Raw genomic sequence first — 20599 nt, 5'->3', positions numbered from 1 at the left:
CGTGGGCCGCTCCTGCTGAGCGCCCTCGTTGCAACTGTCCCCCGTTTTCCTAGAAACGGGACAGCGACAGGCCGAGAGTGCCGGTGTTCGCGGGTGTCTGCAACGCCCGCTACACCGGAGAACCACTTGGAATACGTCGAGACTGCGACTGAAGGCGGCTCCCTCCTCGCTGAACCTGTCCTCGATCTGAGGGCGCAGCTGGTGCCGTGGGAGGACTACCAGCGAGCCAACGACCACGTCTTCCCCACTGCCGAAGCGTGGCGCTGGTTTGTCCGGCAAAACCGGGCCGAGCTGCTGGCCCGCGGCGCGCTGTGCCTGTTGAACAAGCGGTCGTTCGTCGTGCCCGTGGAATGCAACGCGGCTCTGCTCGATATCGGGCGGCGCTTGGCCGCGGGCCGCGCCGCATGAACGCCGTCGAACATCGCGCCGTCGAGGAGGCCCAACTCCTTGAACTCATCGGCCAGGCGGTCGATGCCATCGGCGGCTACAACGTCGTGGGGTATCTCCTCCGGCCCGACCTACCGAAGAGGAAGGCTGGCCCGTGGCTTCGCGCCTGCCTGGACCCGCAACGGCGGGAGAAGTTTGGGCATCGCGAGTTCTTCGGCCTGCTCAAGCTCGCAGCCGAGCACGGCCACCACGACCTCGCCCGACGATTCGGGGAGATGGCCGGCTACAAGGGTTGCGGCGTCGTGGCGGCCAAGAGGCACACGCTGCCACCAGGCGCTGGAGCCGGCGATCAGGAGGGCGGCATGACGACGTTGAGCGTCCAGCTGAGCCTGGACACCAGTCCGTTTGAAGCGTGCCTGTCAGCGCTTGCCGATGCGGCCGACGGCTCTCTCGAAATCCGCCAGCGCCTTCGCGCCCTGTGCGACAGCGGCGTCCAACTGGCTGTGATCAACCCGGAAGGCCTGCCCGCAGGCGCTGCAGGTGCGATCCGGTACCGCCTTGAGCCGGCAGAGTGTCTCGCGGAAGTGCTGGCCGCAGTGAGGGCAGGCAGTGTTTAGCAGTTGCGAGTCAAGGTTCGGTTTCATCGGCGGCGCTCCCTTGGTGGGCGACTTCCGCGCCCTGCATTCCAGCGTACGCGAGGAGATCGCCTGATGGGCTCGCCGTTCATCACGAGCACCGCCTGGCGATTCTGGCTAGGCAGGGGAAGCGGTAGCCGCAGATGATCGACTTCGCCGGCCTCTCACGGGCGCTGCTCGAGCGCGCGCACGAGCTCGTGCCGCGCTGGCTGCCCAACGGCGTCGAGCGCAACGGGCGCTGGTACATCGGCGACTTCGACGGTGCCGATGGCGAGAGCGCGAACGTCAACCTGCGCACCGGGCAGTGGATCGACAACGCCGCGCCCGATGACGAGGTCGGTGGTGACCTGGTGAGCCTGTACGCGCGGGTGCGCAACCTGGGCAACCGCGAGGCAGCGCTGGAGCTGATCGAGCAGTTCCGATGGGAGCGCGACTTCCTGCGCGACGAGCGCCGGCGCGAGCCCGAGCAGCGCCAGGCCGCGCAGACGCCTGCACCGACGCCTGACCCCGCCGAGCCGCCGCCGCAGCGGGCCGCCGAGACGGCCAAGCCCGGCGCCGGCGAGCGCTGGCGCTCCATCCTGCCCGTGCCCAAGCACGCGCCGGAGCCCAAGCGCTTCCGCTTCGGCTTCGTGGTCGACCGAAAGACCAACGAACGCATCGAGCTCGATGCCGTGCGAGTGTGGCGTTACGTCTTCGAGGGTGAGCTGCTCGGCTTCGTGGCGCGATTCGAGCGGATCAACAGCAAAGGCAAGCTCGTCAAGGACGCGGTGCCTTTGACCTGGTGCGAAGACACCCAAGACGACAGGCGCGGCGCCAGGTGGCACTGGAAGCAATGGGCGGCCCCGAGACCTCTGTATGTTCCCGCCACGGTCCTGAGCGGCTCACCGGCCGACGTGCCGGTGGTCTTGGTAGAGGGCGAAAAGTGCGCCGAAGCTGGCCACCTGCTGCTGGGCCACGAGTTTGACTTTGTCAGCTGGCCGGGCGGCGGCAAGGCCTGGCCGCTGGCGCGATGGTCGCTGTTGATGGGCCGAACGGTTTACCTGTGGCCTGACGCGGATGCCAAGCGGGTGGGGCTGACGGCGCAAGACCGTGAGCAAGGTGTCAGCGAAGAGAGTAAGCCGATCCTGCCGCTGGAGAAGCAGCCCGGCTATCAGGCGATGGTGGGCATTGGCCAGCAGCTGCAGGCCGACCACGGCTGCACGGTCTACATGGTGGGCATGCTGAAGCCCGGCGAGCGTCCTGACGGCTGGGACATCGCCGACGCGATCGCCGAGGGCTGGGACGCTGCCCGCGTGCGCGACTACATCCGCGGCGCACGGCCGTTCGTCGGGCCCGACGCGGCGCCACGGGCTGCTGCGGGCCAGGCGGGCGGATCTACCCCTCCACCGGCTGGCGCGAGCACGGAGGACGACGGCGAGGACCCGGCACGGCGCTGGGTGCGCTTCCTGCTGACCAGCGCGAAGGGCGCCATCACGGCATGCCGTGAGAACGTCGTCACGGCTCTCGATGGCCGGCCTGACCGCAACGTGCCGGGCATCCCGGAAGTGTCTGGGCTGATCCGCTTCAACGCTTTCACCAACAACGTCGAGAAGACCCGGGCCGCGCCGTGGGGCTCGCCGCCGGGGGATTGGCTGGAGGCCGACGAGCTGATGATGGGCGACTGGCTGGTGCGCGAGCACTGGCTGCCCAGCATGAGTCGCCAGGCGCTGGAAGAGGCCGTGATGATCGTGGCGCGCCGGCATGCGTACCACCCGCTGCGGGAGCGTGTGCTCGCCCTGCGCGGCACCTGGGACGGGCAGCCTCGCCTTGACCGCTGGCTGGAGCGCGTCTGTCTCGAGGAGGACGAGCACGAGGCCGACCTGCAGGAGTACCTACGCCTGGCCGGCCGCTTCTTCCTGATGGCCATGGTGGCCCGCGTGCTGCCTGAGGTGCGCCGCGGCGGCCACGTCGTCATTGGCCCCGGTTGCAAGTTCGACTACATGCTGATCCTCGAAGGTCCGCAGGGCATGGGGAAGTCGACCTTCGCGCGCATCCTCGGCGGCGACTACTTCGCCGACACCGGCCTGGACATCCAGCACAAGGACAGCCTCATGAACATCCAGGGCGTCTGGGTGTACGAGTGGTCCGAGCTGGAGAGCCTGACGAAGCAGGAGGTCGGCGCGGTCAAGCGCTTCATCTCGTCGTGCGAGGACCGTTTCCGCGCCACCTTTGACCGGCGGCCGGCGAAGTACCCGCGTCAGGTCGTGTTCATCGGCACGACGAACGAGGCGCACTACCTGACCGACACGACGGGCAACCGGCGCTTCTGGCCGCTGCGGGTGACGCGGCCGCTGGATACCGACTGGCTGCGCGACCACGTCGAGCAGCTGCTGGCCGAGGCCCTGCACTACGTAGACGCCGGCGAGCGCTTCTATCCCGACCGAGCCGAGCAGGCCCGGTACTTCGACCTCCAGCAGCGCCAGCGCACGGTCGAAAGCTCGATCGAGGCCGCGATTCGGACGTATCTCTATGACCCCCATCAGCGCGTCGCGGTCGGCGAACTGAGCGGCTGGTTGGTCGACGAGATCGGCATGACCGAACTGCTGGGCCGGATCGGCTACTCGGTCGACAAGCAGACCGACGCCGTGGTCAAGCGTGCCGGCTCGGTGCTGAACGCGCTGGGCTGGACGACGAGGCGCCTGAGTGCCGACGACGAAGGTCGTAGGCCTCGGGTGTACGTACGCCCTGCTCAGCGCAGCGCGAAGCCGGCACGGGCCGGCGCGAGCCAATCCACCGGGGTGACGCAGCCCCAATCCGAAACGGAGGCCCTCGATGCCCCGCCGTTCTGACCAGAGAGCGCGTGCGTACGCGGAAAAGGTCGGGCGGGGCGAGGCGCTGACGGCCATGTAGACCACCGCGACCCGGCGCACCGGGATCTGTCCGCGTTGTCCACGTTCGTTTCACTGAGTCCTGGCTTATCGGCAAACCACCGGCCAGGGCTCGCGGGCGGAGCTTTGCGCGGCGGATCCGGGTGCATCCAGATGCGCACGCCGCGTGGCGTGCAGACGCCCGCACGCGGGCGGGCGCAAGCACCCAACCACCTACACCTCTCATCAGAAAGAACATGGACAACTCGGACAAGGGGCAGCAGAAGAGCCGCTGGGACTGGCTCCCGAAGGCCATGCCGAACGTCGCGCGTCTCATGGCCGAGAAGCGCAAGGAGTTCGGCGACGCGCACGTCAACGAGTGCTGGAAGCGCGGCGTCGTCCAGCAGGAACCGGGCTGGCTGTTCGCGCGCGAAGGCGGCATCTCCATCGGCATGCCCTGGGACGCGATGGCCGACATCGCGCTGTGGCAGATCACCAGGACGCAGGGCCTGCTCGTCATGCGCCCGCCGGAGGCCAAGCCGTGATCGCCATCCGCGTGCGCTCCGACATGTCGGCCGCGCTGTCGGCGCTGCAGGACGTCGACCGCCAGGCCGATTACGCGCTGGCCAGGGCGATGACCAAGACCGGCGTGGACGTCAAGGCTGCCGAGGTCGAGCTGATCAAGAAGGCGATCGACAAGCCGACGCCGTACAGCCTGAACGCGGTCTTCCTGCAGCCGGCGACCAAGAGCCGCCTGCAGGCCCGCGTCTGGCTGAAGGACACGCCATCGGGCAAGGACAACCACATGCTGCCCCTGATCGAAGGCGGCGGCCGTCCGCTCAAGCGCTTCGAGCAGCGCCTGCGCATGACGGGCTACATGGCTGCAGACGAGCGCGCCGTGCCGGGCACTGCGGCCCAGCTCGACGCCTACGGGAACATGAGCCGCGGGCAGATCACCAAGATCCTGTCGCAGCTGCGGACCGCCGTCGTGCAGGGCGACTTCTCGAACGCGAGCTGGAGCAAGCGCTCGATGGCCAAGCGCTCGACGGTCGCCTACTTCTGCACTCGCGCCGCAGACGGGCAGCGCTCTGGCGTCGCTGGCCGCGGCCGGGCGCAGTACCCCCAGCACCTGCCCCGTGGCGTCTGGGAGCGCCGGCAGCACGCATGGGGCTCGTCGGTGCGGCCGGTGCTCTTCTTCGTGAAGTCGACGCGCTACTCCAAGGCGCTTGACTTCTTCGGCGTGGGCGAGCGCTTGGTGCGCGATCGCTTCCCGCAGCACCTGGACGACAGCGTGCGCGCCATCAACGCCGCCTTCTTCCTGCGGGGCAGCCGATGACCCGCGCGATCGACCGTGCGGACGTCTGCACGCCCCAGGCAGGGGTGCCTGCCCATGTGGTCAACGGGTCCTCCCGGGGACCTGCCCGCAGGGGTAATTCGAGGCCCGCACTCAGCCTAGTCACAGGGCTCTATAGGGGGGTTATGTCGTGCTAGACCAAGTTCTGACCCAGTCTCAGTTCGCCGAGCTAGTCGGTATCACGCAACCTGCAGTCAGCGACCTGCAGAAGCGCGGCGTGCTGAAGGCAAACGCCACCGGCCGCACCTGGCTGCTCGCGTACTGCGGGCAGCTGCGCGAGGAAGCGGCAGGCCGTGCCGGCCGCCTGGCCGAAGCTCGCGCTGCGCTGGACGAAGAGCGCCGGCGCGAGATCGCGATGCGCAACGCCGTGAAGGCGAAAGAGTACGCGCCTGTCGGCCTGATCGAGCAGGTGATCGCGAAGGTCGGCCGCCAGGCTGCCGGCGTGCTCGAAGGCATCGTGCCGGCTCTGGTGCTGCGCTGGCCGGAGATCACCGCCGAGCAGCGCCAGCTGGTCGAGAAGGCTGTCAATTCCGCGAGGAACATGGCTGCTGCGATGTCGCTGGCCGACCTGGTCGACGCGGAAGACGAGGCCGACGACCAATGAGCCGTATGCCGCCCGCCCTGACGCTAGAACTGCAGGCCGCGATCGGGTTGGCAGCGCGCCGCGGCCTCGAAGCGCTTGCGGCGCCCGAGCCGATGCGCGTCAGCGAGTGGGCGGCAAAGCACTATTACCTGTCGGCCGAGAGCAGCTACGTCGAGCAGCGCTGGCAGGCCTGGCCGTTCCAGACGGCCATCCTCGACTGCATGGGCCACGACGACATCCGCAGCGTCACGGTCCGCAAGAGCGCGCGTATCGGCTACACCAAGATGCTCGGCGCCGCGCTGGGGTACTTCGCCCAGCACAAGCGCCGCAACCAGGTCGTCTACCAGCCGACGGACGAGGACGCCGAGGACTGGTGCAAGACCGAGCTCGACACGATGCTGCGCGACGTCGGCGTCATGTCGAAGATCTTCCCGGCTTTCATGCGCCGGTCGAAGGACAACACCCTTCGGCAGAAGACCTTCCTTGGCTCGAAGCTCTACATCCGCGGCGGCAAGGCCGCCAAGAACTACCGCCGCCTGACGGTCGACGTCGTCGTGCTGGACGAGGTCGACGGCTTCGACCGCGACATCGAGCGCGAGGGCTCGCCGACGCGTCTGTCCGCCAAGCGCCTCGAAGGCGCGCTGTTCCCCAAGCACATCAAGGGCAGCACGCCCAAGCTCGCCGGCCACAGCCTGACCGACGAGGAGCACGACGCCGCCGCGCTGCAGATGCGCTTCTGCGTGCCGTGCCCGACCTGCAGCCACGAGCAGCCGCTGGAGTGGGGCGGCAAGGACGTGCGCTTCGGCTTCAAGTGGTCGGTCGGCGACGCCTCCACCGTCGTGCACATGTGCTCGGGCTGCGGCGTCGGCTTCACCCAGGGCGAGTACCTGGCGGTGTGGCACCGGGGCCGCTGGGTCTCGCGCGACGGCGGCGTGTACATCGACGCTGAATGCCGCTTCCGCCGCACCGTCGACGACGTCGAGGTGCCGGCGCCGGTGTCGATCGGCTTCTCGATCTGGACGGCGTACTCGCCCCAGGCGACCTGGCAGGCCATCGTCGAGGAGTTCCTCGCCGCGCGCGAGCTGCAGAAGCGCGGCGACCACACGGCGATGAAGACCTGGACGAACACCACGCTCGGCCAGAGCTTCAAGTTCGAGGGCGCGAAGACCAGCGCCGACGTGCTGATCGCCCGTGCCAAGGGCGAGACCTACCGGCTCCGCCTAGTGCCGCGTGCGGGCCTGGTGCTGGCCGCCGGCGTGGACGTGCAGGACAACCGGCTGGAGGCCGTCGTCTGGGCCGCCGGCCGCGACGACGAACGCTGGTGCATCGACTACCGCGTCATCTGGGGCAGCCCGGGCCTGTGGACCACGTGGATGGGGCTCGACGCCTACCTGGCCACCCGGTGGCCCCACGAGGGCGGCCAGTCGCTGGCGCTGGACGGTGTCGGCATCGACACGCAGGGCCACTTCACACACCAGGTCTACCGCTACTGCATGCTGCGCCAGGCTCGGCGCGTGTACGCCACCCGTGGCTCGACGCTCGACGGCCAGCCCATCGTGGCGGGCGCGCCGCGTGCGATGGACGTCAACGTCGACGACCGCATCGTGAAGGCCGGTGTGAAGCTGTGGCACATCGGCACCGGCACCGCCAAGGACCTGATCCACAGCCGGCTGCAGATCATCGCGCCGGGCCCGGGCTACATGCACATGTGCGCCGAGCTGCCCGACGTCTTCTTTGGCCAGCTGACGTCCGAAGAGCGCGTCCAGCAGCGCACCGCGCGCGGCCTGGTCTGGCGCTGGCAGAAGCCGACCGAGGCGACCCGCAACGAGGTGCTCGACTGCACCGTCGGCGCTGAGTTCGTCTTCGCGCGCATGAAGCTGCACCAGTACACCGACGCCGAATGGTCGCGCCTGGAGCGCGCGCTGTGCCCGCCGGCCGACCTCTTCAGCGGCGCGGCGCCGGTTGTCGAGCCGCTGCCGCCACCGGCTGAGATGCCGGAACCACCCCCAAGGCTCGAGGACATCCGTGTCGCGAGCGAAGAAGACACGATGCAGGCGTCTGCACCACGCGCTGGCGCAACGCCGATCCATACCCAATCGGTTCCCGCGTCGTCGCCGTTGTGGGCGATGCCGCGACCCCGCCGCGTCAGGGGCTCCATCACATGACAAGGCAAATTGCTGCAGACGACAGCCCACGCGCCGTTATCGCTCGTGTCCTGAGTCGCGCCGGTCTTCCGGAAGACATCGCCGCCGGCTATGCCGAAATGATCTGCACCGAGTTCGCGGGCGAGGATGTCTATTTCGCACTACGTCGCTGGCAGACGCTGGAGGACCGTAACGCCGAGATCCGGGCCGCCGTGCGCGCCGGCCGCAGCCTCCGCCTGGTCGCGCGCGAACACTCGCTGAGTAAGAGCCAGGTGCAGCGCATCGTGGGCTCTGGGTCCGCGTCGAGCAATCCGAACTCGGAATCGACAGCCAAGAAGCACGGGCCGGAAGACGCGGATAAGCCCACAGGGTTATCGCCGGCTTGGTGGACGACTTCAAGTAGCACCTGAGTTTTCGATGTTGCCGCCGCCTGCCGTGCCGGTTCGTGAGACTGCATTGAACGCGTGTCCCGCCATTTCCTAGAAGCGGGACACCCATAAAGCGCACCGTGTGGCTCCATTCACTCAGGAAGGCCTCCTCGGCACAGCAACACCGATGGCCACAACTCTGTTTCGCGGCGCACCTGCGCGCCGCTCGCTGACGCCTGCTGAGCAGGAGATCAAACGTCTGCAACAGCAGATGGGCTATGACCCCATCGCGGCTCACAACGCTTGGCTTGCGCAGCAGACCAACGAGGCTCGCCTGACTCGCCTCCGGGTAGGCAGTCAGAACGCCAAAGCGCGGCAAGCACTCGTTACATCGAAGTCCTTGGATCTTCGAGGCCTGCTTGCAGAAGCGAAGGCGCTCGGGGTGCCTTTGAGCATGTCGGAGGCCGAATGCCTCGTGTTCCCGGCTCGCAGGGCGTCACTGAGCTTCGCGAACCGGAGCGCGCTCGACGCCAGGGAAAGCGCACTTCGCATCGCTCGCGAGAGGCGCCGCGCCGCCGGCCTGGGCGTCACCCTTCACCACGACTTGGCCCATGCCATGACCCGCAACTCCCAACGCTGACCGTACTACCACGATGAACCAGATCCTCAAGTTCCTCGGCATCGGCGAGAAGTCGACCGACCCGGACCACACCCTTCGAACGATCGCCGATCGTGTGCTGCCAGCCGGCATGCCTGGTCACCTTGCAACGGCGGATGCGGCGAGCAAGACCGACATCGCGCTGCAGGAGCGCGAAGACTCGCTGCCGCTGAGTGGCCCGGAAAAGGCGACGCTGCGCCAGCACCGCCAGATCGTCCGGGACTGCATCAGCCGGCACATGCTGCGCGAGAGCATCGCGCGCGCTCTCTCCGTTCAGGCCTCCGACTTGGCCGACGCGGAAACCGAACGCAAGGCCGCGGGTAAGGCGATCGAGCGACTGCAGGGCGAGGCCACGAAGGTGCAGGCCGAGCTCACCAAGACGCGCGACCGCCTGGAAGCCCTCGAGCAGGCGCGGGCCAGTGCTGATGCCACCCTCGATGCCCAGATCTCGGCAGCGCAGGGCGCGCTGCGCGAGGTCATTGCGCGCGGCGGCAGCGAAGCAGAGGAGGACGCTGCGGCGGAGCAAGTGCAAAGGCTCGCCGACGAACGGGTCGCCAGCAAGGGCCGCAACGAAGCCGAGACGTTGCGTCTGCAGCAGTATCGGGAACTCGTCGAGGCCGCGCAGGCGAAGATCGATCAGTTGCAAGCGCAGCTGGTCGAGCAGGAACAGCGCTTGGCGAAGGCCATCACGACCATGCACGAGGTCGAGATCGACCGAGCTGCGGGCGACTACCTGATGCGACTTGCCGAGATGGCCTTCGCCGCCGGCAATGGGCATGCGGCGGCGTCGAGTCTGCTGCAGGCGGTCGGGAACCTGAATGTGGCCGTCGGCGATGCGCGGCGCCTGTGGGTGATGGTCGGCAAGAGTGGCCAGCCGGGACAGCCCGGGCTCATGTCCGTCGGACGTCACCTGGTTGAAGCGGTGCGCCTGCTGTGCACTGCTCCTCCTTCCGTCGAGACGCTGCGGTCTGTGCCGAAGCCGGACGCCTGGGGCCTCGTGCCCCTCGTTGCGTCCCTCTCGGCCGCCGCGCAACCGGCCATGCCGGAGGCCACGCAGCTCGCTCCGGACCGCAAGGTTCTCGGCCGCACCAACTGACCTGGGGGAACCATGCACCAATCTGCACAGTCCTCGATCGCGCCTGTTCTGCTCACTTGGCCGGAAGTTCTGAAGGCCACACGTTTGAGCGAGCGCATGGCACGCCGCCTGATCGCGGATGGCAAGTTTCCAGCCCCTCTCCGCATCGGGGAGCGCCGTGTCCGGTTCCGCGCGGAAGACGTACAGGCATGGGCGCGCTCGTACCCAACCGCCGCAACGGGTGGGGGCAATGCGAGCTGACGCGGCCCCTGTTCCGCCGACACCGACGGCCGTACACCAAGCGTTCGCGCCGGCCTGCGCTGGCCACGCTGGGGCAGTGCTGTTCCCGACCACGCCAGTCGAGAGCCTCTCCCCGTTCCTCTACACCCTGACGCCGTACCAGCAGCGGATCTACTGGTCGATCCTCGTGACGCGCGTCCGTTTCCAGAGTGCGCCTCTTCCCATTCCGTTCGGGGCGCATGCCGCTGGACGCGAAGCATCGGCTCGACTGTCTTGGGCCCGCCCGCCCAGTCTTGCCCTCGACGCATCGATCCTCGGCAAGTGCCGCGGTCATTGAACAACCGACCACAGGAAAGGAAGCAAACCATGCTTCGAAATCTTCGCTCCGACCCGTCGCAACTGAAAGAACGGCTCGGCCCCCTGATGACTCAGGTCGCCGACAACATCGCCAAGGAGGCGGCGCGCCTGGGCGCCACGCTGGCGCAGGCGCAGAACGACATGCAAGCGCACGGTCGCCGCATGTTGTCGGAACTCGAGCAGACTCAGCGCGCCGGCGGCGAGACGATGGCCGCGGCCACAGAGAAACTGCGTACCCACCTCGTCGCGAGCGGCGTCGACGTGCCGGAACTCGACGAGGTGAGCGAGGAGGTCCGCCATGCCTGAGCGCCAGAGCATCAACTTCGGCGGTCGGGAGTTCGCCATCCAGGCACTGCCGCTGAAACGCGTCACCAAGCTGGTGAGCCACTTCAACCGCGTCGTAGCGGCGATGGAGGGCGGACGGATGACTGACGCCTCTCTCGACGCGATGATCGACGCGATCTCGGTAGGCCTCGATGTCCCGCGCGAGGGACTCGATGAACTGCCGACGACCATTCCCGAGATCGCCGAGGCGCTCGCTGTTCTGGTGCGGGTCTCCGGCTACGACGAGGCGATGAGGCAGGAGCTGTCCGGCGTCGCGGCGGCCTCGGTCGCGGCGGCAACCTCGACGTGAGCAGGCGGGCTGAACGATGAACGCTCCCAGAGCTCAGATCGTCCTGGATGGCGATGTCGGCCCACTGCGGCAGAAGCTTCGTGAGGCGACGGCGCATATCACGAACTTCGGCAGGGACAGTTCCAGCGCGCTGGGCGACACCCTCGCCCCTGCCGCTGCATTCCAGACCAAGATCGCCGGCCTGGTGGCGGCGCTGAGTAGCGGAGCATTCGCGGCTTTCTTGAAAAGTTCGATCGACATGCAGGACAGCATGTCGAAGGCCGCCCAGCGCGCCGGCGTGACCACCGAGCAGTTCTCCAGCATGGCCTACGCGGCCAAGCTGGCAGATGTCGACGTCACTGATCTGGGCAAGGCCTACGCAAAGTTGGGCGTGCTGCTGACCGAAGCGCAGCGCGGACAGAAGGAAGCAGTCGCGACGCTCTCGCGGCTGAAGATCGATCCCAAGGGCATTGCCGACGCCGACGAACTGCTGCTGCAGCTGGCCGATCGATTCGCGTCGATGGACGACGGCGCCCGCAAGACGGCTCTGGCCGTCGACGTCTTCGGCGAGAAGGCCGGCCCCAAGCTGCTGCCGTTGCTCAATGCCGGCCGTGCGGGCATTGAAGAGCTGCGCGAAGAAGCCGCACGCCTAGGAGTCGTCATCAGTACCGAAGCCGGTCGCCAGGCGGAAGAGTTCAACGACCAGATGACGAAAGTGCAGACGGCTGTACAGGGCGCCGGCCTGCGGATCGCGACGTCACTGGTTCCCTACCTTGAGTCTGCATCCTCCTACTTCGTGCAGGCCACGAAAGACGCCGGCCTCCTGGAAGGCACGCTGATTTCGATTGGCGCCCTAATGGCCAAAGCTCTGGGCATCGACGAAGTCGGAAGGGCCGAGAGTCGCTACAAGGGCCTGCAGGCCGAAGTCGAACGACTTCAGAACATCATTGTTGGTGTCGAGAACACCCTGCGCATGGACCCCGACAACGCGATGGCGTTGCGCCGGCTACATACTCTGCAGGCCAAGTTGGTCGACGTCCAGCGTCAGGCGGCCGAGGCTGGCGCTGAACTGGATCGCATCACCTCGAATGGCAGTAAGGCCGGCGATGGCACCCGAGGCAAGCCTGGTCGCGGCATCCCGGATCGGGATCCGCCGCTTCCCGTCACCGAGAAAAGCCAGATGGCCGCGCTCGAAGGCCGGCTCGCCGAAGAACGCCGCGTCGCCGCGATCCTCGACCAGGGCCGCGAGTACAGCAAGGAGCGGGAGCTGGCCTTCTGGCGCGACATCCTCGCGACCGTGAAGCTGTCCAGCGCCGACCGCGTGGCGGTGATGCGCAAGACGGCGACGCTGGAAGTCGACATCGCACAGAAGGTGGCCAACGACCAGAAGGCGCTGACCGAGGAACAGCTGGCCGGCAGCGAGCGCCTGGCGCTGGCCAAGGTGGATGCCGAGCAAGCCGCGGCCAAGCAGCTGGAGGACCTGGGCCAGATCAGCACTCTGCAGCTCCTGCAGCTTGAACAGCAGTACGAAACGCAGCGCTACGAGATCCAGCGCGCCGCCCTGGCCCAGCGCCTGCAGCTTCTGGCCGATGACCCGACCACGACGCCCGCGGCCAAGGAGCGGCTGAACATGCAGCTGCTTCTGCTCGAGCAGCAGCACCAGCAGCGCATGGCTGAGTTGCAAGGCAAGCAGGCCGCGAAAGGGGCCGGCTCGACGATCTTCGGCGGCGATGCGGCAAACATCTTCGGGTCGTTCCAGAACAGCCTCGACCAAAACATGAACGCCATGCTCACCCGCACGCAGAGCTGGGGCCAGGCGGTTCAAGGGATCTACCGACAGACGGGTGCCGTCTTCCTGGCGGAAATGGTCACTAAGCCGATGGCGCAGTACCTCGCCGCGATGGCTCGACAGTTCGCGGCCAAGATGGGATTCCTGTCGGCAGAGACCACCGCGCAGACCACGGCCAGCACGGCGATCACCGGCGCCAAGGGCGTCGAGACCGAGGCCGTCACGATGATGAACGCCACGCAAGCCGGCACCGGCGCCGCGGCGGCAGTAGCGCCCACGCCTTTCGTCGGCCCGATGATGGCCTTGGCCGCGATGGCCGCCATCTTCGCCGCCGTGTCGGCCATGGGCCGCAAGTCCGCCGCCCGCGGCTACGACATCCCCAGCGGCGTCAACCCCATGACGCAGCTGCACGAAGAGGAGATGGTGCTGCCCGCGCACATCGCCAACCCGCTGCGGGCCGCGCTCGCGGGCGGCGGGTTCGGCGGCGGTGACCAGGCGGCCGGCGGCGCCGAACCGATGGTCATCAAGGCCCGCAGCATGAACGACCTGATCACCGTGCACGACTTGGTCAAGACGATGCGCAAGGCCAAGCGCGACTTCGTCATCACGCGCGGCGACCTCCGGTGAGATCCGCACACAAACGTCCAGGCGGAGCAACCAGCACGGACGTCTGCGCAAAGCGTGTGGTCGGCGCGCGCGCCAAGTGGATGGCACGTTGACTTGAACATGGGGGTTGACGGCTCTATTTTTTGATTGACAATAAATACATGGAGAAACAGCCCCGTGGTCGTCCAAAGCTGCCGACGGAGAAAAGCCTGTCCAAGCCTGTAATGGTCAGGCTCTCGCTTGAGCTGCTGCACAAGTACCGCGAACTCGGCGGTGCGCGCTGGATTCGCGAGCAGATCCGCGAAGCGGTTCTGCCTACAAAGAAGTGACACCGGCGCCGCAGCGGCCCTGCGGTGGAGCCTGTTGCATCACGCTGCAACGTGATGCAACAGCCACTTGATTCGTGAAGGGAAACAAGTCATGGAGAGTGAAGATAAGGGTCCAAAGCCCCTGTTTAGAGCGTTCTCCTGGCACAACGACGACGGTGCGCCTGTCTGTTGGAGTGTCGATGGGCGCGACGCACGCAATCTTGCTGAAGAGGTTCGTGACGTGGCCGCGGGCGCCAAGGTGGTTATGGAGATCGTCGAGCAGGACGCGCTAGACGAGACGTTCGTTGACGAGCGGGGCGAACCGCTGCCGAAGCTTCTGAGCACTCAGGATCTGGCAGCTCTCCAGCGGCTCTCCATCCTCGCCCTGAAGCAGCTTACGGAGAAGGCGGAGAAGCTCGCGGGGCGCTGGGACGACCAGAAGCACCCGCAGCAACCCCAGGCCGGTATCGGCAGGCGAACTCGGGGAGTGCATTAGTAGGCGGCCGGCGCCGTGCTGCAACACGACGACCGGCCTAACACCCACATCGATTCGTGAAGGGAATCAACATGAGTGCTCAATCCACTGTAACGCGGCTGCGCAAGGAACGCGTGCACACCCCCTTGCCCCAGACCAAGGCCAAGGACAGGGGGCCGCGGGAACTGGCGGACGAGCTCCGAACCTCGATCATGACCCTGCTACACCTGATCGACGCGGCATTCCATGAAACCGCTGGCGACGATCCCCGTACATCGGCGCTACTGCTCGCGGCGAGGTCACACAGCGAGCTGATGGGGCTCACGGTCGACAAGCTCTCCGAGCAAGTGGGTGACACGCCTTTCTACGGCAGCATCGAAGGCTGGCAGGGCTTTCTTGACGAGGAGTACGCCCACAAGACCCGCTCGGCCGCCTAGCTGACGCACAGGCTAACGGCCCGCCGCGATCGCCCCTCTCAGGGGTGCTCCGGCGGGCCTTTTCACATCCAGACGTCTGCACTGATGCCGCCGAGCCAAGCGCGTCACTCGTGCACTCCTCCGCTTTGGCATGGTGCCTGATGGTGTACGATGCGCGGTTGAAGGTGTTTCGTGGGGAATCATAATCCGCAGGTCCGGGGTTCAAGTCCCTGAAGCGCCACCAGATACCGGCCCGAGGTTCACCGCCTCGGGCCGTTTTACGTTTCACGGCCACTGGATCCACACCATGCTCCGCTGTGTCACGCTGGCAACGCTGGTCGCTGCCGTCTCCCTGCCCGCCAGCGCGCAGATCGTCGTGCAGCGCAAGCTGGCACCGAACTCGCTGCGCGGCGAGCTCGTGGTCACCCAGGCCCCCGCGGTGCTGCTCAACGGGCAGCCAGCGCTGCTCGCGCCGGGCGCGCGCATCCGCGGCGAGAACAACCTGATCGTGCTGTCGGCCAGCCTCACCGGCCAGAAGCTCGTCGTGAACTACACGCGGGAGCTGCACGGCCAGCTGCTCGACGTCTGGATCCTCAACGCCAGCGAACGCGCCAAGCGCTGGCCGAAGACCGCCGAGGAAGCCGCCAAGTGGCGCTTCGAGCCCCAGTCCCAGACCTGGACCCAGTGACATGAAAAAGGTCTACATCCGCACCTTCGGCTGCCAGATGAACGAGTACGACTCGGCCAAGATGGCCGACGTGCTCAACGCCGCCGGCGGCTACGAGCCCACCGACGACCCCGAGCAGGCCGACCTCGTGCTGTTCAACACCTGCTCGGTGCGCGAGAAGGCGCAGGAGAAGGTCTTCAGCGACCTCGGCCGCGTCAAGCACCTGAAGAAGAAAGGCGTGCTGATCGGCGTCGGCGGCTGCGTCGCCAGCCAGGAAGGCGCGGCGATCATCGAGCGCGCGCCCTACGTCGACATGGTCTTCGGCCCGCAGACGCTGCACCGGCTGCCGCAGATGATCGCCGCGCGCAGCAACGAGCGCCGGCCGCAGGTCGACATCAGCTTCCCGGAGATCGAGAAGTTCGACCACCTGCCGCCGCCGCGCATCGAAGGTGCCAGCGCCTTCGTCTCGATCATGGAAGGCTGCTCCAAGTACTGCACCTACTGCGTCGTGCCCTACACGCGCGGCGAGGAAGTGAGCCGGCCGTTCGAGGACGTGCTGACCGAAGTCGCCGACCTCGCCGACCGCGGCGTCAAGGAAGTGACGCTGCTGGGCCAGAACGTCAACGCCTACCGCGGCGCGATGGGCGGCTCCGGCGAGATCGCCGACCTGGCGCTGCTGCTGGAGTACGTGGCCGAGGTGCCGGGCATCGAGCGCATCCGCTTCACGACCAGCCACCCGAACGAGTTCACGCAGCGCCTGATCGAGGCCTACGGCCGCATCCCGAAGCTGGTCTCGCACCTGCACCTGCCGGTGCAGCACGGCAGCGACCGCATCCTCTCGGCGATGAAACGCGGCTACACCGCGCTCGAATACAAGAGCACGATCCGCAAGCTGCGCGAGCAGCGCCCCGGCATCAGCCTGTCGTCGGACTTCATCGTCGGCTTCCCCGGCGAGACCGAGGACGACTTCGCGAAGACGATGAAGCTGATCGACGACGTCGGCTACGACGCCAGCTTCAGCTTCGTCTACAGCCAGCGCCCGGGCACGCCGGCCGCGGCGCTGGACGACGACACGCCGCAGGAACTCAAGCTCGCGCGGCTGCAGACGCTGCAGGCGGCGATCGAGGCCAACGTGCGCCGCATCAGCGCCTCGCGTGTCGGCACGCGCCAGACCATCCTCGTCGAAGGCCCGTCGAAGAAGAACCCGCAGGAGCTGATGGGCCGCACCGAGTGCAACCGCATCGTCAACTTCGACGGCGGCCCGACCCCGTCGCGACTGATCGGCCAGATGCTGGACGTGACGATCACCGAGGCGCTGCCGCACTCGCTGCGCGGCACGCCGGTGCTGGCGGACTGAGCGCGATGCGGCTCAGCGGCGCCCCGGGCCGAAACCGCGCCACCACAGCGTGGCGGCGCAGGCCAGCACCATCGCGCCGTAGGTCAGCATGCGCCCGTCGTGCCGCGTGAGCAGCAGGCCGGCCAAGAGCACGGCGAGGTTGGCGAGCGAGGCGTCGCGCGCCAGCCGGGCCCAGGACACTGTGTTCAGTTCGCGACGCCAGAGCAGTTTTGCCGCGCCGGCCGCCAACGAGGCGACGGCCAGCGCCGGCAGAACGAAGTTGAGCACGTGCCAGAAAGCGTCCAGGGGTCCCATCGGACTCGATTCTGCCCCGGACGCTCGCTTTGACCCTGCTCAAGCCTGACCCCTCGCTTCCTGTCGGCCGCCTCCTACAATCCTGCTCCGTGAGCGTCTTCACCCTCGGCCTCAATCACCACTCCGCCCCGCTGGATCTTCGCGGGCGGCTCGCATTCGCGCCGGAACAGATGCCGTCGGCGTTGCGTGCTCTGCGTGAACGCCTGCACATCGCGACGCCCGAAGCCGCGCTGGTGTCGACGTGCAACCGCACCGAGCTGTACGTCGCAGCCGATCCGAAGACCGTGCACGAGCTGGTGCGGCCGACGATGGACTGGCTGGCCGAACAAGGCGGCGTCAGCGGCGGCCACCTGCAGTCGCACACCTACGTGCGCGAGAACCGTGACGCCGCGCGCCACGCCTTCCGCGTCGCCTCCGGCCTGGACTCGATGGTGCTGGGCGAGCCCCAGATCCTCGGCCAGATGAAGCAGGCCGTGCGCCAGGCCGACGAAGCCGGCACGCTGGGCACGACGCTGCACCAGCTGTTCCAGCGCTCGTTCTCGGTCGCCAAGGAAGTGCGCACCGCCACCGAGATCGGCTCGCACTCGATCAGCATGGCCGCCGCGGCCGTGCGCCTGGCCTCGCAGATCTTCGAGGACCTGGCCGACATCCATGTGCTGTTCGTCGGCGCCGGCGAGATGATCGAGCTGGTGGCCACGCACTTCTCGGCGCGCACGCCGCGCAGCATGGCGATCGCCAACCGCACGCTGGAACGCGGCGAGCATCTCGCCAGCCGCTTCGGCGCCCAGGCGCTGCGCCTGGCCGACCTGCCGCAGCGCCTGCACGAGTTCGACGCCGTCATCTCCTGCACCGCCAGTTCGCTGCCGATCATCGGCCTGGGCGCGGTCGAGAGCGCGCTGAAGCAGCGCCGCCATCGCCCGATGTTCATGGTCGACCTGGCCGTGCCGCGCGACATCGAGCCCGAGGTCGCCAAGCTGCGCGACGTCTACATGTACACGGTCGACGACCTGTCGGCCGTCGTCCAGTCCGCCGGCGAGAAGCGCCAGGCCGCCGTCCAGCAGGCCGAGGCCATCATCGACGCCGGCGTGCAGAGCTTCGCGCACTGGCTGGACCAGCGCGCCGCGGTGCCGCTGATCCAGGCCCTGAACCGCCAGGCCGAGGACTGGACCGCCATCGAGATGCAGCGTGCGCGCCGCCTGCTGGCGCGCGGCGAGCCGATCGACAGCGTGCTCGAAGCGCTGTCGCGCGGCCTGACGCACAAGATGCTGCACGGCACGCTGGCCGAGTTGCACGCCGCCGACGGCAGCGAGCGTGAGCATCTCGCCGAGACCGTCTCGCGCCTGTTCCTGCGCCAGAGTTCGCGCGCCACCAGCGCCGAACGCTAGAGCCCCCTCCCCGTCGCCCGGGCCCGCTGTCCGCGGGCCCGGGCGTTTTCACGTTGGAACGACGATGAACGATTCGCTTCGGCAACGGTTCGAGCGCCTGGGGATGCGTCTCGCCGAACTCGACGCCCTGCTGGCCGACCCGCAGGTCGCCGCCGACGTCAAGCGGCTGCGCACGCTGTCGCGCGAGCAGTCCGAGGTCGCCGACGTCGTCGGCCGCTGGCGGCGCTACCTGCAGCGCGAACAGGATCTGGCTGCGGCGCGCGAGATGCTCGTCGCCGAAAGCGACGCCGAGATGGCGGCGATGGCCGAGCAGGAAGTCGTCGACGCCGAAGCCGACCTCGCGCGCCTGGAGCACGAGCTGCAACTGGCGCTGATCCCGCGCGACCCCGACGACGCACGCAACGCCTTCGTCGAGATCCGCGCCGGCACCGGCGGCGACGAGTCGGCGCTGTTCGCCGGCGACCTGGCGCGCATGTACCTGCGTTATTTCGAGCGCCAGGGCTGGCGTGTCGAGGTGATGAGCGCCAGCGAATCCGAGCTCGGCGGCTACAAGGAGCTGGTGCTGAAAGTCGACGGCACCGACGTCTTCGGCACCCTGCGTTTCGAGTCCGGCGGCCACCGCGTGCAGCGTGTGCCGGCCACCGAGGCCCAGGGCCGCATCCACACCAGCGCCTGCACGGTGGCCGTGATGCCCGAGCCCGACGAGGCCGAGGAGGTTCAGCTGAACCCGGCCGAGCTGCGCATCGACACCTTCCGCGCCAGCGGCGCCGGCGGCCAGCACGTCAACAAGACCGACAGCGCGATCCGCATCACCCACCTGCCCACCGGCATCGTCGCCGAGTGCCAGGACGACCGCTCGCAGCACCGCAACAAGGCCAAGGCGATGGCGGTGCTGGCCGCGCGCCTGCGCGAGAAGGACCGCGCCGAACGCGCCGCCAAGGAAGCCGCGACGCGCAAGAGCCTGGTCGGCAGCGGCGACCGCAGCGACCGCATCCGCACCTACAACTTCCCGCAAGGGCGGCTGACCGACCACCGCATCAACCTGACGCTGTACAAGCTCGGCCAGATCATGGACGGCGAGCTCGACGACGTCGTCGCGGCGCTGAAGGCCGCCCGCGCGGCCGAGCAGCTCGCGCAGCTCGAGACCGGGGAGCGCTGATGCGCATCGCCGACGCGCTGGCCGCCGGACGTGAACTCGGCGTCGACCGGCTGGACACCCAGCTGCTGCTGGCGCACCGCCTCGGGCGCTCTCGCGCCTGGCTGCTGGCCCACGACGAAGACCTGCTGAGCGCAGCGACGGCAACCGCCTTCACCGCGGACCTCGCCCGACGTGCCGCCGGCGTGCCGTTCGCCTATCTCGTCGGCGAACGCGAGTTCCACGGCCTGACCTTGCGCGTCACGCCCGACGTGCTGGTGCCGCGGCCGGACACCGAGGTGCTGGTCGACTGGGCGCTGGAGCTGCTGCCGCCCGGCGCGCCGGCACGCGTGGCCGACCTGGGCACCGGCAGCGGCGCGATCGCGCTGGCGGTGAAAAACGCGCGTCCGCAGGCCAGCCTGACCGCCACCGACCGCAGCGCCGAGGCGCTGGCCGTCGCCGCAGACAATGCCGGCCGCCTCGGTCTGGAAATCGAGTTCGTGCATGGCGAATGGTGGTCGCCGCTGGCCGGCCGGCGCTTCGACCTCGTGCTGTCCAACCCGCCCTACATCGCCGGCGCCGACCCGCACCTGACGGCGCTTCAGCACGAGCCGCGTGGCGCGCTGACGCCGGAGGGCGACGGGCTGGACGCGCTGCGCGCGATCGTCAGCGCTGCGCAGGCGCATCTGGAGCCCGGCGGCTGGCTGCTGCTGGAACACGGTTACGACCAGGCCGACGCGGTGCAGGCGTTGCTCGCCGAAGCGGGTTTCACCCAGGTGTCGACACGCCGCGACCTCGGCGACCAGCCGCGCTGCACCGGCGGGCGTCGCTGAAACGCCGCACCGCGCGCGGCACACGGCGCGCATGTCACGATTCGTCGCGTGGATTCCTGCTGCGGCGGGCGCAT

The 20599-nt window shown here is 68.1% G+C and carries 23 protein-coding genes; 22 read left to right on the top strand and 1 reads right to left on the bottom strand.

Features of this window, described 5'->3' with window-relative positions; genetic code table 11:
- The first annotated feature begins 126 nt into the window (after nucleotides 1-126).
- From G5B56_RS16880 to miaB, 19 genes are all read left to right on the top strand, one after another.
- Nucleotides 127-408 carry a hypothetical protein gene (locus tag G5B56_RS16880; RefSeq protein WP_164963970.1) on the top strand — a complete coding sequence of 94 codons (282 nt, stop codon included), beginning with the start codon at nucleotides 127-129 and terminating at the stop codon, nucleotides 406-408.
- Nucleotides 405-1004 carry a hypothetical protein gene (locus G5B56_RS16875; protein WP_164963969.1) on the top strand — a complete coding sequence of 200 codons (600 nt, stop codon included), beginning with the start codon at nucleotides 405-407 and terminating at the stop codon, nucleotides 1002-1004. The genes G5B56_RS16880 and G5B56_RS16875 overlap by 4 nt, the downstream gene beginning before the upstream one ends.
- Before the next feature lie 161 nt (nucleotides 1005-1165).
- Nucleotides 1166-3850 (top strand): VapE domain-containing protein, encoded by a 2685-nt coding sequence (locus G5B56_RS16870; protein ID WP_164963968.1) that lies wholly within the window; start codon nucleotides 1166-1168, stop codon nucleotides 3848-3850.
- Nucleotides 3851-4125: 275 nt separating this feature from the next.
- Complete coding sequence (locus G5B56_RS16865) at nucleotides 4126-4413, top strand: hypothetical protein (RefSeq protein WP_164963967.1); 288 nt, start codon at nucleotides 4126-4128, stop codon at nucleotides 4411-4413.
- Nucleotides 4410-5204, top strand: coding sequence for a hypothetical protein (locus tag G5B56_RS16860; RefSeq protein ID WP_164963966.1), 795 nt, complete (start codon nucleotides 4410-4412; stop codon nucleotides 5202-5204). Before G5B56_RS16865 ends, G5B56_RS16860 begins: the two co-directional genes overlap by 4 nt.
- A 148-nt stretch (nucleotides 5205-5352) precedes the next feature.
- Nucleotides 5353-5826 (top strand): terminase small subunit, encoded by a 474-nt coding sequence (locus tag G5B56_RS16855; RefSeq protein ID WP_164963965.1) that lies wholly within the window; start codon nucleotides 5353-5355, stop codon nucleotides 5824-5826.
- Nucleotides 5827-5831: 5 nt separating this feature from the next.
- Nucleotides 5832-7970: a phage terminase large subunit family protein gene (locus G5B56_RS16850; RefSeq protein ID WP_164963964.1), complete on the top strand. Its 2139-nt coding sequence runs from the start codon at nucleotides 5832-5834 to the stop codon at nucleotides 7968-7970.
- Entirely contained in the window at nucleotides 7967-8359 is a 393-nt protein-coding gene (locus tag G5B56_RS16845; protein ID WP_164963963.1) for a Mor transcription activator family protein, read from the top strand. Before G5B56_RS16850 ends, G5B56_RS16845 begins: the two co-directional genes overlap by 4 nt.
- Nucleotides 8360-8504: 145 nt before the next feature.
- Entirely contained in the window at nucleotides 8505-8957 is a 453-nt protein-coding gene (locus G5B56_RS16840; protein ID WP_164963962.1) for a hypothetical protein, read from the top strand.
- 13 nt (nucleotides 8958-8970) lie between these two features.
- Nucleotides 8971-10071: a hypothetical protein gene (locus G5B56_RS16835; protein WP_164963961.1), complete on the top strand. Its 1101-nt coding sequence runs from the start codon at nucleotides 8971-8973 to the stop codon at nucleotides 10069-10071.
- A gap of 12 nt (nucleotides 10072-10083) precedes the next feature.
- Nucleotides 10084-10311, top strand: coding sequence for a helix-turn-helix domain-containing protein (locus G5B56_RS20150; protein ID WP_164963960.1), 228 nt, complete (start codon nucleotides 10084-10086; stop codon nucleotides 10309-10311).
- Nucleotides 10312-10656: 345 nt separating this feature from the next.
- The gene (locus G5B56_RS16825) at nucleotides 10657-10953 is read left to right on the top strand and encodes a hypothetical protein (protein WP_164963959.1); all 297 of its coding nucleotides are present in this window, start codon (nucleotides 10657-10659) and stop codon (nucleotides 10951-10953) included.
- Complete coding sequence (locus G5B56_RS16820; protein ID WP_164963958.1) at nucleotides 10946-11281, top strand: hypothetical protein; 336 nt, start codon at nucleotides 10946-10948, stop codon at nucleotides 11279-11281. Before G5B56_RS16825 ends, G5B56_RS16820 begins: the two co-directional genes overlap by 8 nt.
- Nucleotides 11282-11297: 16 nt before the next feature.
- On the top strand, nucleotides 11298-13676 hold the full coding sequence (locus G5B56_RS16815) for a hypothetical protein (protein WP_164963957.1): 2379 nt from the start codon (nucleotides 11298-11300) through the stop codon (nucleotides 13674-13676).
- Nucleotides 13677-13816: 140 nt separating this feature from the next.
- The gene (locus tag G5B56_RS16810; protein ID WP_164963956.1) at nucleotides 13817-13984 is read left to right on the top strand and encodes a hypothetical protein; all 168 of its coding nucleotides are present in this window, start codon (nucleotides 13817-13819) and stop codon (nucleotides 13982-13984) included.
- Between the two features lie 91 nt (nucleotides 13985-14075).
- A complete protein-coding gene (locus tag G5B56_RS16805) occupies nucleotides 14076-14459 on the top strand; it encodes a hypothetical protein (protein WP_164963955.1) in 384 nt (127 codons plus the stop codon).
- Nucleotides 14460-14530: 71 nt separating this feature from the next.
- The gene (locus tag G5B56_RS16800) at nucleotides 14531-14875 is read left to right on the top strand and encodes a hypothetical protein (protein WP_164963954.1); all 345 of its coding nucleotides are present in this window, start codon (nucleotides 14531-14533) and stop codon (nucleotides 14873-14875) included.
- 286 nt (nucleotides 14876-15161) lie between these two features.
- Nucleotides 15162-15542, top strand: coding sequence for a hypothetical protein (locus G5B56_RS16795; protein WP_164963953.1), 381 nt, complete (start codon nucleotides 15162-15164; stop codon nucleotides 15540-15542).
- Between the two features lies 1 nt (nucleotide 15543).
- Nucleotides 15544-16878 carry a tRNA (N6-isopentenyl adenosine(37)-C2)-methylthiotransferase MiaB gene (gene miaB / locus G5B56_RS16790; RefSeq protein ID WP_164963952.1) on the top strand — a complete coding sequence of 445 codons (1335 nt, stop codon included), beginning with the start codon at nucleotides 15544-15546 and terminating at the stop codon, nucleotides 16876-16878.
- Nucleotides 16879-16890: 12 nt separating this feature from the next.
- Here miaB and G5B56_RS16785 read toward each other — a convergent pair whose 3' ends face one another.
- The gene (locus tag G5B56_RS16785) at nucleotides 16891-17172 is read right to left on the bottom strand and encodes a hypothetical protein (RefSeq protein WP_009857549.1); all 282 of its coding nucleotides are present in this window, start codon (nucleotides 17170-17172) and stop codon (nucleotides 16891-16893) included.
- Between the two features lie 89 nt (nucleotides 17173-17261).
- Here G5B56_RS16785 and hemA point away from each other — a divergent pair, with 89 nt between their 5' ends.
- From hemA to prmC, 3 genes are all read left to right on the top strand, one after another.
- Complete coding sequence (gene hemA, locus G5B56_RS16780; RefSeq protein WP_029718539.1) at nucleotides 17262-18557, top strand: glutamyl-tRNA reductase; 1296 nt, start codon at nucleotides 17262-17264, stop codon at nucleotides 18555-18557.
- A gap of 64 nt (nucleotides 18558-18621) precedes the next feature.
- Nucleotides 18622-19716 (top strand): peptide chain release factor 1, encoded by a 1095-nt coding sequence (gene prfA / locus G5B56_RS16775; protein WP_029718540.1) that lies wholly within the window; start codon nucleotides 18622-18624, stop codon nucleotides 19714-19716.
- Nucleotides 19716-20525 (top strand): peptide chain release factor N(5)-glutamine methyltransferase, encoded by an 810-nt coding sequence (prmC, locus tag G5B56_RS16770; protein WP_164963951.1) that lies wholly within the window; start codon nucleotides 19716-19718, stop codon nucleotides 20523-20525. Before prfA ends, prmC begins: the two co-directional genes overlap by 1 nt.
- Nucleotides 20526-20599 lie beyond the last annotated feature (74 nt).

Source organism: Rubrivivax sp. JA1026, from assembly GCF_011065555.1.
GTDB lineage: Bacteria > Pseudomonadota > Gammaproteobacteria > Burkholderiales > Burkholderiaceae_C > Rubrivivax > Rubrivivax benzoatilyticus.
Note: the sequence above shows the minus strand (reverse complement) of the source record. Positions and strands in the feature narration are given on the sequence as shown.

Coding starts and splice junctions, on each gene's coding strand:
- G5B56_RS16875 (WP_164963969.1), top strand. CDS start 405: ATGAACGCCGTCGAACATCGCGCCGTCGAGGAGGCCCAACTCCTTGAA.
- G5B56_RS16870 (WP_164963968.1), top strand. CDS start 1,166: ATGATCGACTTCGCCGGCCTCTCACGGGCGCTGCTCGAGCGCGCGCAC.
- G5B56_RS16865 (WP_164963967.1), top strand. CDS start 4,126: ATGGACAACTCGGACAAGGGGCAGCAGAAGAGCCGCTGGGACTGGCTC.
- G5B56_RS16850 (WP_164963964.1), top strand. CDS start 5,832: ATGCCGCCCGCCCTGACGCTAGAACTGCAGGCCGCGATCGGGTTGGCA.
- G5B56_RS16845 (WP_164963963.1), top strand. CDS start 7,967: ATGACAAGGCAAATTGCTGCAGACGACAGCCCACGCGCCGTTATCGCT.
- G5B56_RS16840 (WP_164963962.1), top strand. CDS start 8,505: ATGGCCACAACTCTGTTTCGCGGCGCACCTGCGCGCCGCTCGCTGACG.
- G5B56_RS16835 (WP_164963961.1), top strand. CDS start 8,971: ATGAACCAGATCCTCAAGTTCCTCGGCATCGGCGAGAAGTCGACCGAC.
- G5B56_RS20150 (WP_164963960.1), top strand. CDS start 10,084: ATGCACCAATCTGCACAGTCCTCGATCGCGCCTGTTCTGCTCACTTGG.
- G5B56_RS16825 (WP_164963959.1), top strand. CDS start 10,657: ATGCTTCGAAATCTTCGCTCCGACCCGTCGCAACTGAAAGAACGGCTC.
- G5B56_RS16820 (WP_164963958.1), top strand. CDS start 10,946: ATGCCTGAGCGCCAGAGCATCAACTTCGGCGGTCGGGAGTTCGCCATC.
- G5B56_RS16815 (WP_164963957.1), top strand. CDS start 11,298: ATGAACGCTCCCAGAGCTCAGATCGTCCTGGATGGCGATGTCGGCCCA.
- G5B56_RS16810 (WP_164963956.1), top strand. CDS start 13,817: ATGGAGAAACAGCCCCGTGGTCGTCCAAAGCTGCCGACGGAGAAAAGC.
- G5B56_RS16805 (WP_164963955.1), top strand. CDS start 14,076: ATGGAGAGTGAAGATAAGGGTCCAAAGCCCCTGTTTAGAGCGTTCTCC.
- G5B56_RS16800 (WP_164963954.1), top strand. CDS start 14,531: ATGAGTGCTCAATCCACTGTAACGCGGCTGCGCAAGGAACGCGTGCAC.
- G5B56_RS16795 (WP_164963953.1), top strand. CDS start 15,162: ATGCTCCGCTGTGTCACGCTGGCAACGCTGGTCGCTGCCGTCTCCCTG.
- miaB (WP_164963952.1), top strand. CDS start 15,544: ATGAAAAAGGTCTACATCCGCACCTTCGGCTGCCAGATGAACGAGTAC.
- G5B56_RS16785 (WP_009857549.1), bottom strand. CDS start 17,172: ATGGGACCCCTGGACGCTTTCTGGCACGTGCTCAACTTCGTTCTGCCG.
- prfA (WP_029718540.1), top strand. CDS start 18,622: ATGAACGATTCGCTTCGGCAACGGTTCGAGCGCCTGGGGATGCGTCTC.
- prmC (WP_164963951.1), top strand. CDS start 19,716: ATGCGCATCGCCGACGCGCTGGCCGCCGGACGTGAACTCGGCGTCGAC.